Raw genomic sequence first — 13,040 nt, forward strand, 5'->3', positions numbered from 1 at the left:
TACTTAAATACTGTTTCCTAAAGTAAGGACCTCTAAACATCTTTGTCAAAATAAAGGAGGAATATAGAATGAGAGTCGCTAAACATTTAATTGTATCTGGACGTGTCCAAGGTGTTGGTTTTCGATATTTTTCCCAAGAGACCGCTCGCCAATACGGAATCAAAGGATGGGTGCGAAACTTGAATGACGGGACGGTCGAACTTCATGTAGAAGGTACGCATGAAGACATCGAGTCATTTCAAAAAGCCTTAAAAGATGGAAATCGTTTCGTCGGCGTCGAGCGAATTGACGAAGCGAAGACAGATGATCAAGGCTTTCGGAAGTTCGAAATACGTTATTAAACGCTTACATTCTCCTTCGGGCCGAAGGGGGATTTTTTGTGAAATCTACATTTCAAAAAATTAAACCTCGAATTTTGGAGATGGGGTGGTCAAACGATAGGAAGTGTGTATAATGGAATAGACCAAGCGATATATTGTCAGAAAATTTAGTTATTATTTTTTTGTTAATTCGTTCGGAATATCAAGTGTATGGAGGTAGTTGTATGAAAAAATCGACATTGTTCCCGTTAGCGTTTACGATTTTTGCTTTATTCTTTGGGGCCGGGAACTTGCTGTTCCCACCAGAGCTCGGCGCCTTGGCGGGAGAAAACCTCGTACCGGCGATGATCGGGTTCGTCATTACGGGTGTCGGTTTACCGCTTCTTGCTTTGTTCGCAGTCGCTCGGGTCGGCGGCGGAACAGACCAAATTGCTCGTTACATTCCTAAACGTCTCGCGCTCGTCTTGACGGGATTGATGTATGTAGCCATCGGGCCATTCTTCGGAATCCCACGTACGGCTGCTGTCACGTATGAAATGGGACTTGTTCCGTTTCTCGACGCACCTTCAACTTTGACACTCGCGATGAGTTCGACCGTCTTTTTCGGGTTGACGTTCTTCTTGACGCTCCGTGCTCAAAAGTTGATTGAAGTCATCGGACGCATCATCACACCAATCCTTTTGTTCTTGCTCGCAGCAATTGGAATCACAAACCTTGTCGCTCCACTCGGAGAGCCAGGAGCTCCGGCGGAAGGATTTGAGACATGGGTTGGCGCACTCGGCCAAGGTTTCCAACAAGGTTATTTGACGATGGATGTATTCGGGGCCCTCGTCTTTGGGGCAATCGTCCTCGTCACGTTGAAAGCCAATGGATTGAGTGACCAAAAAGAAGCGTCTTCACTCCTTCGCTCTGCAGGGATGCTCGCGGTTACCTGTTTGATGCTCGTCTACATCTCGCTCGGATCGATCGGTGCGAATATGACGGTCGCAGAAGGAACAACGAGTGGTGCAAGCCTTCTCCAAGCGTTCGCTGGTACGTCATACGGACAAGTCGGAATGCTCGCTCTCGGGTTAGCGGTCTTCCTCGCTTGTTTGACGACAGCGGTCGGACTCATCTCAGAGTTCTCACGCTTCATCAGCAATCAGTTTGATTCACTCAAATACCACCATGTCGTTATCGCGACTACATTGTTCGGCTATTTGATCTCACTCGTCGGATTGGGCACGTTGATTCAAATCGCGGTCCCACTTCTCACGCTTCTCTATCCGGTCATGATCGCGCTCGTGCTCGTGTCGGTGACAGAACGTCTTCAACGCAACCCTGGTGTGGCGATGAAGGCTACGATTTACACGGCACTCGTTCTTTCGTTGTTTGAGACGTGGAATGGCATCCAGCCGTCTGCGGTCACTTCTTGGATCTCAAGCTTGCCAATGGCGGAAATCGGTCTTGCTTGGGCGGTTCCAACGATGATTGTCTATGCGATCACACTCCTTCTTCCGAAGGGTGCATCGCAAGAATCACTTGCTCAGTCACGCATCTCATAAGTCTAGCCCATCCTTTGGTCAAGGATGGGCTTTTTTCTGTCTTATTGTTTGCCCATATGTGAGCTCAAACAGTAAAATGGAAAGATGAAAAGGGAGTGACATGCGTTGACAACAAAACAAAAAAATCAATTGGCGATCCTCATGTTAAATATGTTTATCGCCGTCGCCGGCTTTGGGATCATCATCCCGATTATTCCGGATTACTTAAAGATGATTGGCGAAGGGGGAACCGCCGCCGGGTTGATGATTTCCGTATTTGCGGGTGCTCAGCTCGTCATGTCACCGATTGCGGGGAAATGGGCAGACGTGTATGGTCGTCGCTTGATGATTATTTTAGGTCTCATCGGATTCACCATCTCGATGGGCGTCTTCTACCTATCGGATAATTTAACGATCCTGCTCGTATCGCGTGCCATTGGGGGAGTCGGCGCTGCGTTATTGATTCCGGCCATCTTTGCCTATGTCGCGGATATCACGACGCTCGAACAGCGAGCGCGAGGGAATAGTTATATTTCCGCGGCAATGTCACTAGGAATTGTCGTCGGACCAGGGATTGGTGGATTTTTTGCCGAGTTCGGGCTAAAGACACCACTACTCGTCTCAGCAATCGTTTCGTTCATTGCTGTCATTTCATCCGTCCTTCTTTTAAAAGAACCGGACCGTGCTCCTTACGTAGCGCCGAAAATAAAGGAATCGTTACCGACACAATTGGTCATGTCGACGCGCAAGCCATACTTCTTCGTGTTATTGATCAACTTGGTCATGGCGTTCGGACTCATGGCGTATGAATCAGTGCTTGGATTATACGTCAGTGAAATGTTCAGCGCGACGCCTCAAGAGATTGCCATCATGGTGACGGGAACGGGCGTTGTCAGCGTCATCGTCCAACTGTTTGCGGTCGACCGTTTAGTCGAGTTGATGGGAGAGGTCAAAGTCGTCCTCGCCTTCATCGCGCTTGCGGCGTTTGGTTTCTTATTATCGCTCTTCGTGGGAACGTATATGTTGTTCTTTGCAGTGACACTCGTCATTTTCTTGTCGACGTCCATCTTGCGCCCGGTATTGAACACGCTCGTCTCAAAACTTGCCGGAAACGAGCAAGGACTTGCGATGGGGATGAACAACGCCTATATGAGCATCGGAAATATTTTAGGACCGACACTCGCGGGTATTGCGTTTGATATTGATATGCACTATCCGTTCATCATGGGGTTGGTCTTGTTGCTCATTACGTATACAGGCACATGGAACTGGTCGAAACGGAAAGCGACCGTCATTTCGGAGTCATAAAGGAGGACGCTATGATTTACGTTGGTGTGACTGGATGGGGTGACCACGATCTGTTATACACGACCCCAGAGGAACGAAAACATAAACTATCGACGTACGCGGGTCATTTCCCGACCGTTGAAGTCGATTCGACATTTTATGCGATACAACCCGTGAAAAATTTCGAGAAGTGGGATGCCGAGACGCCGGACCATTTCCAATTCGTCGTCAAAGTTTCCCGGGAAATGAGCGGACATGACCGTGAACCGAAAACACCACTTATTGAATTGTTTGAGCGTTATCGTGTTTCGGTCGATCCATTGAAACAGGCAGGGAAGTTGCGGGCAGTGCTCGTCCAGCTACCACCTTGGTTCGACGTATCGAAACCACATCTCGACTATTTACGAACACTCCGTGCCGAACTCTCTGATTATGAGATTGCTATCGAGTTTCGTAACCCGACTTGGTTCTCTGAAGCGTTCCGAGACCGTACGCTCCAATTTTTGAAGGAACAGCGATTCATCAATACGATTTGTGACGAGCCACAAACGAAAGAGAGCAGTATTCCGTTCGTGCCGGTCGTGACGCACCCTGAGGTAGCCGTCGTTCGATTACATGGACGTAATACATCAGGTTGGCTCAAGAAACCGGGAATGACGAGTCAAGAATGGCGGCACGTCCGTTGTCTATATCGCTATAGTGAGGAAGAACTTCAGGAACTCGCCGCCTCGCTCCGCGAGATTGACCGTGAAGCGAAAGATGTGTATGTATACTTTAACAACAACTCGGCCGGGGACGCGGCTCCGAACGCCAAACGTTTGATTGAAATTCTTGGGCTCGAATACGAGCTTGCACCTAGACAAATTAGTCTGTTTTAGAAGGAAGGGATGGCCGTGACGAAACTTACTATTTTTCATTACAATGATCTTCACTCAAAGTTCGACCAATGGCCGAAACTTGTTTCATTTCTAGAAGAACGTCGCACGGACGATACCCTCTACTTTGATTTAGGGGATCATGCCGATCGCACACATCCGGCGACTGAAGTGACGCGTGGGAAGTTGAACGTTCGCTTACTCGAGCGACTTCAACCGACGGCCGTCACGATTGGAAACAATGAAGGCATCACGTTTCCACACGATTGGTTAGCCGATCTATATGAAGAGGCGACGTTCCCGATTTTGCTTGGGAATGTGTATGAAGCAGACGGATCGCGACCAGATTGGGTCGAAGAAACCCTTGTTCTTGAGCGTAATGGGTTGAAAATTGGCTTATTTGGTGTCACAGCCCCTTATGAAGAGTTGTATCCCGAACTTGGTTGGCAAATCGAATCGCCTTACGAAGCGACAAAGCGAGCGCTAGAGCGGTTGGCACATTGTGATGTCATCATCGCACTCAGTCATCTCGGTTTCTTCGGGGATGAACGATTAGCAGACATGTATCCTGACATTGACGTCATCCTCGGGGCCCATACGCATCACGTTTTAGATGAAGGCGTGACGACGAACGGAGTGCTCATTGCACAAGCCGGGAAATATGGGAAGTATGTCGGGGAAGTGACGCTGACGCTCGATGAGTCAGGAGTCGTTTCGAAAGAAGCTCGCCTCCACGAACTGTCACAACAATCAGATAGTCCAGATACGTTGGCGTTGTTAGATACAGAAGGGGCAGATGCCGAACGCCTCCTTGATATCACAATTGCAGAAACTGAAGGATATGCATCTGATTGGTTCGGGCATTCTCCACTTGGTGAGTTGCTTGTAGAGGGGATGGTCGAATGGTGTGCAGCCGATGTCGGAATCATTCCGTCCGGAGTCGTCCTAGACGGTCTCGCTCCAGGAAAAGTCACGCTGAACATGTTGCATCGGATCTGTCCACATCCAATCAACCCATGTGTCCTGACACTTGACGGTAAGACGCTCGAACGATTTTTACATGACGTAAATGAGGAAACGTTCACGAATATGCACGTCAGAGGTCTAGGATTCAGAGGCACCGTACTCGGTGAGCCGAGTTACTATCAAATCGAACAGCGGGACGGTCAGTACTACGTCATGGGAGAAAAGCTAGAACCGAATCGGACATATCGCGTCGCGACGGTCGATATGTTGACGTTTGGACCGCTCCTTCCATACTTAGCAGACCAGCCGAAGCGATATTTCATGCCGGAATTATTAAGGGATGTGTTGCGAGAGACAATTGTCGCTCGTCATGAGGTCATTCGAAAAGGATAGAGCCGTCATAGCGGGACATGCTATGATAGTAGAGTGGAGGTGGGAGCGATGATTCGAGTGAATCGCCACGGATATACCGTTTTAGAAGAGAAGCGCGACGGATTTGATGAAGAAGCGTTTATCGCACGGTATAGTGACGTGCTTGATAAATACGACTATATTGTCGGCGACTGGGGACACGGACAGCTGCGTTTGAAGGGGTTCTATGAACCGCAATCAAAGTTAGCGACGTATGAGAACCGGATCGATCACGTGATGGACTATGTATACGAGTATTGTAATTTCGGATGTCCTTATTTCGTTCTGAAGAAAGAGACGGACATTAACGAAGAAGAGAGTGGTCCTGTCTTTGGTGGAACGAAGCAGAAACTGAAATTGAAGCGGAAGTTCAACAAGACTGAAGAGACGAATGCGTAAAGTGCTGAGCAATCAGCACTTTTTATATTTCTATATTACAGTTAATTTCCAAATATTTCGTTTAGGTAAAAAGTCATGACTTCGAGTTTAAGGGTTGGAAAAATGTGATAAATTGTCATTAAGGATAGCTACGTAGTTTTGGTTTTTAGAGTGAGGTGATTGGATGCAACATGTGCAAACGACCGTCGGGGATCGGGATGACGTCCATAATCGAATTCATAATCTCGGACTAGGGATACTGGTCATGTTCTTTTTTGGCTTTCATATCATGATGACCTTCTATTTTACGGCGGCAGTCATTCTTTTTGAACTCATTCATGTGTTGATCGTCCGTCGCTTTGAATACAGCCACTCTTTTTTACGGAGTCGTGTCTTCAAAGTTACGTCTCACCTTGCGTTTTCGCTCGGAGTGCTCTTGTTGATCTTATCCATGTCTCAGTTCTTTTTAGGTAACGTAATGATTCGTTAAGCGGAAAGGAAAAAATCCTTTCCCTTTTTTTATGTTTTTTTGAAACGTCCTTCAACCTTTTCACGTACACTATAGAGAAGACTATAAAAAAGGATGGGTTACAATGAGATCTGAATGGAAACAACATGCACGACAAGCACTGAAAGGAAAATGGTGGCTAATGGCTGGATTGGCGCTTTTGTTTGTCATCGTCAACGGAATTCCACAGTGGTTCGCTCCTGAAATGGATCCCAACTCACCAGAAGCGTTCACATCGACAGACGTCACGTTAAGTTTCGTGTCGAACGTGCTTCAAATCTTGATTGCACCACTTGCCATCGGTTGGTCATGGCTCGCGCTTAACGTATCACGCGGAAATGGCGCATCACTCTCGACATTGTTCAAGCCGTTCCAAAAACGTTATGTGAAACATGTCATCACGTCTTTCGTGATGGGTGTGTTCCTCGTATTGTGGACGTTATTGCTCATCGTACCTGGAATCATCAAAGGATTTTCGTACTCGCTTACGCCGTATATCTTACGCGATCAGCCTGAGCTTTCGGCACTCGAATCGATCACGGAATCGCGTCGTCTCATGGACGGGCACAAGATGGAAGCATTCATGCTCTTCTTGTCGTTCTTCGGATGGTTCCTCGTCGGGATTTTGACGCTCGGGATTGGGTTCTTCTTTATCGGCCCTTACTTCTCGACAACGTATGCGACGTTCTATGACTCGATTCGCGACAATCAAGTTGGTTCGGACGAGCCGGTACACGGAACGGAACAAGGCTTCTAATCAACAAAACGCCTCGCTCATTTTATTGAGCAAGGCGTTTTTTTTTAGGCATTGACTTCAGTTTTTTGTAAGTATGGCTTCAATGACAAGTGATGTTCAGCCACGACTTTACGAATCGTGCGTGTCTTCGAGCGCATGACGAGTGACGTCGTCTCGACGATATCATCGGTCAAGAACTTGACGCCATCGAGCAACTCACCTGACGTGACACCCGTCGCAGCAAAGATGCAGTCGTCGCTCTTGACGAGGTCATCGAGCGTAAGGAGTTGAAGTGGGTCTTCAATTCCCATTGAGATGACGCGAGCTGATTCCTCTTCGTTCATCGGATGTAGACGGGCCTGCATGTCTCCACCGAGCGCTTTGACAGCAGCGGCTGTGATGACTCCTTCAGGAGCTCCGCCTGTACTGATGAAAATATCGATCGGGTTCGATTTGACGGCAGCAGCGATTCCCGCAGACACATCGCCATCTTCGAATAGCTTGACGCGTGCGCCGACGTTCATGACGGCTTGACGAAGGTGTTCGTGACGGTCACGGTCTTGCATGATGACCGTGACTTCCTCGATACGCTTGTTATTATATTTCGCAGCTTTTTCAATGATTGACTCGAGCGGTTCGTCGAGTGAGACTTTCCCTTTTAAGTTCGGACCGACGACAAGCTTGTCCATGTACATATCTGGTGCGTGGAGGAGGGCACCTTCATCAGCAACGGCGATGACGACCATCGCATCTCCAAGGCCTTTTGCGACAATGGATGTTCCTTCGAGTGGATCGACAGCGATGTCAACTTTCGGGCCGAATGTCGTTCCGAGTTTTTCCCCGATGTAGAGCATTGGAGCCTCATCGAGTTCTCCTTCTCCGATGACAACTGTCGCGTCCATGTTGACCGTTCCAAGAACTTCTCGCATCGCTGACGTTGCCGCATCATCGGCCTCGTTCTTTTGCCCGCGTCCAATCCATTTCGATGATGCGAGTGCTGCTGCTTCCGTTGCCCGTACGATTTCTAATGCTAATTCACGTTCCATAGTGTTGTACCCTCCACGTTATCTCTATTCAATGTGTTATACTTTTTACGGCTTAAATCCGTTGATTAGTGTATCACAATTTTATAAATGATGTAAATAGGACAGATTCTTTTCTCCTGACCGAAAAAAGATTAGTATTAACAGCAGGGGGGATCATCATGTATTTTGTGAATAGAGAGAAGATTAATCAGACACTGGAACAAATGGAGACGATGTTAGCGCATACCGATCAATTGACGGGGGATGCGTTCACGGTGGAACTTGCGAAACAGCGAATGGCCGTCCTTCTTATGGAAGGTGTCATCGATGTTGGGAACTCGATGATTGACGGGTTCATTATGCGAGATCCGGGCAGTTATGAAGACATTGTCGAGATCTTACTGGATGAGCGCGTACTCGATGAGACGACGGCGAACGCGACGAAAGCGCTCGTCGGATTACGTGCCTACTACGTTCGTGAGTTTGTGCACGCCGATGCATCAAAATTTGATGAGTGGGTGAAGACGTCGAAACAAGACTTCACGGCGTTCTCCGAACAAGTTCGTCACTACTTAGAAGTCGAGCTTGGACCAGTGTCCGCATTCTTACCAGAAAGCGAGTGATTGGATGGAACCGATTAAAGGATATTTGTTTGATTTAGACGGCACGATGTATGCCGGTACAGAACCCGTTCAGGCAGCGGTTGATTTCGTCAACGAATTAGAAGCGACGGGCGTTCCGTATTTGTTCGTCACGAACAACGCATCGATGACACAACAACAGATCGCGGATAAATTGATTGCGATGGGCGCAAACGTGAAGGCAGAAAACGTCTTGACGAGCGCGATGGCGACGGCTTTTTATATTGAGAAGATGTCGCCAGGAGCAACCGTCTATATGATTGGGGAAGACGGACTCCGTCTCGCGTTAGAGTCTCGTGGTTTTCATGTCACGGATGAACCGAAGGCGGACTACGTGGTCATCGGACTCGACCGACACATCACGTATGAGAAGTTGGCGCGAGGCGCAATCGCCATCCGCTCGGGGGCTCGATTCATCTCGACGAATGGGGATATCGCCATTCCGACCGAACGTGGATTTTTACCGGGGAACGGATCACTCACGTCCGTGTTGACCGTGACGACGGAGAAAGATCCTTTCTTCATCGGAAAGCCGGAACCGGTTATGATCGACATCGCACTCGATATGATTGGGTTGAATAAAGAAGATGTCGTCATGGTAGGGGATAACTATCACACAGATATTTTATTTGGAATCAATGGTGGCATTCGTACACTCCATGTGAATTCAGGTGTACATGGACCGGCATTTATCCAAGAACAAGAAAAACTCCCAACCTATATGGTCGAGAGCTTAGATGAATGGAAGCATGAAAAAAAGGGATGACGAATGTCTCCCTTTTTGCTTAGAATACTTGCTCTACTTCGACGATGCCTGGTACTTCTTCGATGAGCGCACGCTCAATACCGGCTTTTAGCGTGATTGTTGAAGACGGGCAGCTGCCGCAAGCACCCATCAAACGGAGCTTGACGATGCCTTCTTCGACATCTACGAGTTCGACGTCTCCGCCGTCACGAAGCAAGAACGGACGCAATTTATCGAGCACTTCTTGGACTTGATCAAACATTTCCATGGTATCTACCCCTTTCTCGTTCTACTTTATTCTAGCAAGTTTGAGAGTGTTTCTCAATCATTTACGCTGAGCGTTTCATCATCGAGTAAGGGAAGGATTTTGTATAATGGTTTTGAGGGGGAATGAAAATGAAAATTACGGTATATGGGGCTGAAGTTCAATGTGCGAGTTGTGTCGGTGCACCGAGCTCGACCGAGACGTATGAATGGTTACAAAGTGCACTCGGACGAAAGTATCCAGAGCAATCCTTTTCGTTCGAATACATCGACTTCGAACAGAGTGAAGACGAGTTCGCCCAGGCGCTCAAAGAAGACGAATGGTTCTATCCGCTCGTCTTGCTAGACGGGGAAGTGATTGACGAAGGGGTCGTTCAGTTACGAAAAGTGTATGCGGCGATTGAGGCAAAGCAAAAGTGAAATAATGAAAATGAGACGATTTCATGTGTGATGAAGTCGTCTTTTTCGTCTACAAAAACTCCTTATTTTTGAATGAAGGAAATAAGTTCGTCTTTTTGTATCCTATTTATTGTAGGAAGTATAGGAGGCGACGGCGATGTTTCGAAAAAAGATAGACGTACAAAATAGATTGGATCAAGTGATTGAAATGGATCGAGTCAAAATCGATCTTTCATCAGAACTAAATCAACAACGACAGTTGATTCAACTGACTTTAGAAGATCTAGCATATTTGAGAAGTTATCGATTTTACATTCAAGAAGCACTACCACAACTCGTTCATTTGTTTTATCGTCACTTAGAAGAAATCGAAGAATTAAAGCAGATGATCAATCAACATTCATCTTCGGACCGGCTCAAAGTGACCTTAACGACGCATATCGGTGAGATGTTTGAGGGAGTCATTGACTCAGCGTATATTGAAAAACGTTATCGAATTGCGAAACGTCATCATATGATCGGTCTCAAGGGAAAATGGTATATGGCGGCCTTCCAAAAAATCTTTGATCATGTATTAGAGAATATCGAAGCAGAACCGTTCGACCCGTTTTCGAAGATGAGACTTCTCTCAGCGGTGACGAAAATTTTCAACTTTGAGCAACAAATTGTGCTAGAAATGTTTGATGAAGAAGCGTCCAACATGCAGCAGCAAATGGATTACCGTGAACAAATGAGTCGAACGGTCCAAGCGACAACCGAAGGACTTGTTTCGATGACTCAGGAAATGACGGCTAATTTTAGTTTGATGAATGATAAGATTGGGGCAATGCGATCGATGAGTGAGGGCACGAAAGTCACGCTCGGAAACATGCGTGCTTCCTCACAGTCCGGGAAAGAGTCATTAGTAAATGAGACGACACACCTGACAACTATATCTGAAAAATTGTCCGATTCTGCAAATCAAATGGGAGAACTCAATCAATCGATGTCTGAAATTTCTTCGATCACAAGCGGCGTAAAACGGATTGCCGAGCAAACGAATATGCTCAGCTTGAATGCTGCAATCGAAGCGGCACGTGCTGGGGAGCAGGGCAAAGGATTTCAAGTTGTGGCCACGGAAGTAAGGCAGCTAGCCAACCAATCGAAAACGTCAGCTGAACAAGTCGAGGCACTGACAAAACGCTTAAATCGACAAATTCAGGAAACGACAGCGTGTGTGACGACGACGGAGCGAGAGATGAGAGATACGATGGTTCGGATGCACCAAGTGACGGAACTGTTCGTCAAAATCGCAACCGACACGACTGCAACGGATGGAAGGATGAATCATCTGTTCGAGGAGATTCAAGACGTGACGAATGCAATTATTGAATTACAAAAAGCAACGAGTCAGATCGCGACATCGTCTGAAGAATTATTGGTCTCTACAGAGAGACTTTGAACTGACCTTTGTCAAAGGTCAGTTTTTTACTAACTTGTTATTTGGAAAAATATTTTACAACTTTTGTATATCGGTCTAAACTGAACATAACCTGCATAATTTTTTATAATATTTCGAAAACTTAATGAAAATATTCATTGAAGGAGGACTGTTCAATGTTTGCCCGAAAACGAAACATGCCGATCCATTTAGACACCTCGTCCCAAATGGAGCACTTGTTGATCGCGTTACCAGAGGATTTAGAAAGACAACGTCAGTTGATTCGCCTCGAACATGAAGATCTCGCGTATTTGCGTGCCTATCAACATGAACTACGTCAGTTGACCCCCCGTTTAGTTGATGTGTTTTATGAGGAGCTCGAAAAGATTGATGAGATGAAAGACTTGATTCGGCAACACTCGTCTTCGGACAAATTGAAACTGACCCTCTCGAACCACATCATGGAGATGTTTGAAGGAAAGTTGAATGAAGCGTATATTAACAGACGCCTCGCGATCGCCAAACGTCACTATTTAATTGGCTTAAAAGGAAAGTGGTACATGGCTGCCTTCCAAAAAATATTTGAGACACTCGTCTTATCGATTCAAGATGAGCAACTCGACGCCGAATCAAAGATGAAGTTGATGATGGCCGTTTCGAAAATCTTTAATTTCGAGCAACAGATCGTACTGGAGATGTTCGATGATGAGGCTGAAGTCGTTCGTGACCAAATGCAACTTGTGAAAGATGAGATCAGTCAAACGATTCAACAGGCTAGTGAGGACTTAGCGGCGCTATCGCAAGAGGTCATGGCCAGTTTCCAGTCGATGAACGAGAGAGCAGATGATATGAAACATTCAAGTTCATTGACTCAGACGAAGTTAAGGACGGTGCTTCATTCGTCGGTGAGCGGGAAAGACGCCATTCTGTCCGAGACAGGCCGCCTCGATGAAATCACTCGAGACCTTTCAGATTCTGCCCAAGAAATCAAGGCGCTTGAAAAGTTGATGAACGAGATCATGACGATTGCGGATTCGGTGAAGCAAATCGCCAATCAGACGAACTTGCTCAGTTTGAATGCGGCCATCGAAGCAGCACGGGCTGGAGAGCAAGGGAAAGGGTTCCAAGTCGTCGCTTCCGAGGTCCGGACGCTTGCGAGTCAGTCCAAGCAAGCAGCGGAAGAAGTTGAGGATTTGGTGAAGCGTTTGACGAATCAAATGGAAGAGACATCGAGTCGAGTGCTTTCAACCGAGCAAGAGATGAAGCAGACGATGGGACGAATCAATCAAGTGACGGATGCCTTCCTCCAGATCTCTGGCGACTCGGAGCATGCCGACGGGCAGATGGGGAGTCTTGCCGGGGACATCGATGAGATTGTGGAGTCGATTGCCGAACTTAAGCGGGCGACGACACAAATTGCGACATCTTCGACACAGTTGATGGATACGGCGCAACGATTGTAGATGTTCACACTACAAAAAGACGAACCAGGTCGTATGAAGCGACGTGGTTCGTCAATCAGTGAAGTCGAGCGAAGCGCTC

At 47.1% G+C, this 13,040-nt stretch carries 15 protein-coding genes; 13 read left to right on the top strand and 2 right to left on the bottom strand.

Annotated elements, in window-relative coordinates:
• Nucleotides 1–68: 68 nt before the first annotated feature.
• The 8 genes from KNO99_RS05795 (at nt 69) to KNO99_RS05830 (ending at nt 7,025) form a co-directional block, all read left to right on the top strand.
• Entirely contained in the window at nt 69–341 is a 273-nt protein-coding gene (locus KNO99_RS05795) for an acylphosphatase (protein WP_214746228.1), read from the top strand.
• 203 nt (nt 342–544) lie between these two features.
• Nucleotides 545–1,864 (top strand): branched-chain amino acid transport system II carrier protein, encoded by a 1,320-nt coding sequence (brnQ, locus tag KNO99_RS05800; protein WP_214746231.1) that lies wholly within the window; start codon nt 545–547, stop codon nt 1,862–1,864.
• A gap of 105 nt (nt 1,865–1,969) precedes the next feature.
• Nucleotides 1,970–3,151 carry an MFS transporter gene (locus tag KNO99_RS05805; RefSeq protein ID WP_214746234.1) on the top strand — a complete coding sequence of 394 codons (1,182 nt, stop codon included), beginning with the start codon at nt 1,970–1,972 and terminating at the stop codon, nt 3,149–3,151.
• Between the two features lie 11 nt (nt 3,152–3,162).
• Complete coding sequence (locus tag KNO99_RS05810) at nt 3,163–4,008, top strand: DUF72 domain-containing protein (RefSeq protein WP_214746239.1); 846 nt, start codon at nt 3,163–3,165, stop codon at nt 4,006–4,008.
• Between the two features lie 9 nt (nt 4,009–4,017).
• Complete coding sequence (locus KNO99_RS05815; RefSeq protein WP_214746242.1) at nt 4,018–5,364, top strand: bifunctional metallophosphatase/5'-nucleotidase; 1,347 nt, start codon at nt 4,018–4,020, stop codon at nt 5,362–5,364.
• Between the two features lie 48 nt (nt 5,365–5,412).
• The gene (locus KNO99_RS05820) at nt 5,413–5,781 is read left to right on the top strand and encodes a YutD family protein (RefSeq protein ID WP_074033531.1); all 369 of its coding nucleotides are present in this window, start codon (nt 5,413–5,415) and stop codon (nt 5,779–5,781) included.
• Nucleotides 5,782–5,944: 163 nt separating this feature from the next.
• Entirely contained in the window at nt 5,945–6,250 is a 306-nt protein-coding gene (locus KNO99_RS05825) for a hypothetical protein (protein ID WP_214746245.1), read from the top strand.
• A gap of 103 nt (nt 6,251–6,353) precedes the next feature.
• Complete coding sequence (locus KNO99_RS05830) at nt 6,354–7,025, top strand: DUF975 family protein (RefSeq protein ID WP_214746248.1); 672 nt, start codon at nt 6,354–6,356, stop codon at nt 7,023–7,025.
• Nucleotides 7,026–7,069: 44 nt separating this feature from the next.
• Here KNO99_RS05830 and glpX read toward each other — a convergent pair whose 3' ends face one another.
• Nucleotides 7,070–8,050: a class II fructose-bisphosphatase gene (gene glpX / locus KNO99_RS05835; protein ID WP_047795127.1), complete on the bottom strand. Its 981-nt coding sequence runs from the start codon at nt 8,048–8,050 to the stop codon at nt 7,070–7,072.
• A 158-nt stretch (nt 8,051–8,208) separates the two neighbouring features.
• Between glpX and KNO99_RS05840 the strand changes: the two genes are divergently transcribed.
• Nucleotides 8,209–8,652, top strand: a complete 444-nt coding sequence (locus tag KNO99_RS05840) for a DUF86 domain-containing protein (RefSeq protein ID WP_214693459.1) — start codon at nt 8,209–8,211, stop codon at nt 8,650–8,652.
• A gap of 4 nt (nt 8,653–8,656) precedes the next feature.
• Nucleotides 8,657–9,436 carry a TIGR01457 family HAD-type hydrolase gene (locus KNO99_RS05845; RefSeq protein WP_214693457.1) on the top strand — a complete coding sequence of 260 codons (780 nt, stop codon included), beginning with the start codon at nt 8,657–8,659 and terminating at the stop codon, nt 9,434–9,436.
• Nucleotides 9,437–9,455: 19 nt separating this feature from the next.
• On the opposite strand, the gene KNO99_RS05850 is transcribed toward KNO99_RS05845, so the two are convergent.
• Nucleotides 9,456–9,683 (bottom strand): NifU family protein, encoded by a 228-nt coding sequence (locus tag KNO99_RS05850; protein ID WP_012726833.1) that lies wholly within the window; start codon nt 9,681–9,683, stop codon nt 9,456–9,458.
• Nucleotides 9,684–9,811: 128 nt separating this feature from the next.
• On the opposite strand from KNO99_RS05850, the gene KNO99_RS05855 reads away from it, so the two are divergent.
• The 3 genes from KNO99_RS05855 (at nt 9,812) to KNO99_RS05865 (ending at nt 12,961) form a co-directional block, all read left to right on the top strand.
• Entirely contained in the window at nt 9,812–10,099 is a 288-nt protein-coding gene (locus tag KNO99_RS05855) for a YuzD family protein (protein WP_251130968.1), read from the top strand.
• Nucleotides 10,100–10,235: 136 nt separating this feature from the next.
• The gene (locus tag KNO99_RS05860; RefSeq protein WP_214746254.1) at nt 10,236–11,519 is read left to right on the top strand and encodes a globin-coupled sensor protein; all 1,284 of its coding nucleotides are present in this window, start codon (nt 10,236–10,238) and stop codon (nt 11,517–11,519) included.
• A 155-nt stretch (nt 11,520–11,674) separates the two neighbouring features.
• On the top strand, nt 11,675–12,961 hold the full coding sequence (locus tag KNO99_RS05865) for a globin-coupled sensor protein (RefSeq protein ID WP_214746257.1): 1,287 nt from the start codon (nt 11,675–11,677) through the stop codon (nt 12,959–12,961).
• The last annotated feature ends 79 nt before the right edge of the window (nt 12,962–13,040 follow it).

This window comes from Exiguobacterium sp. s189, from assembly GCF_018617615.1.
Lineage (GTDB): Bacteria > Bacillota > Bacilli > Exiguobacteriales > Exiguobacteriaceae > Exiguobacterium > Exiguobacterium aestuarii_A.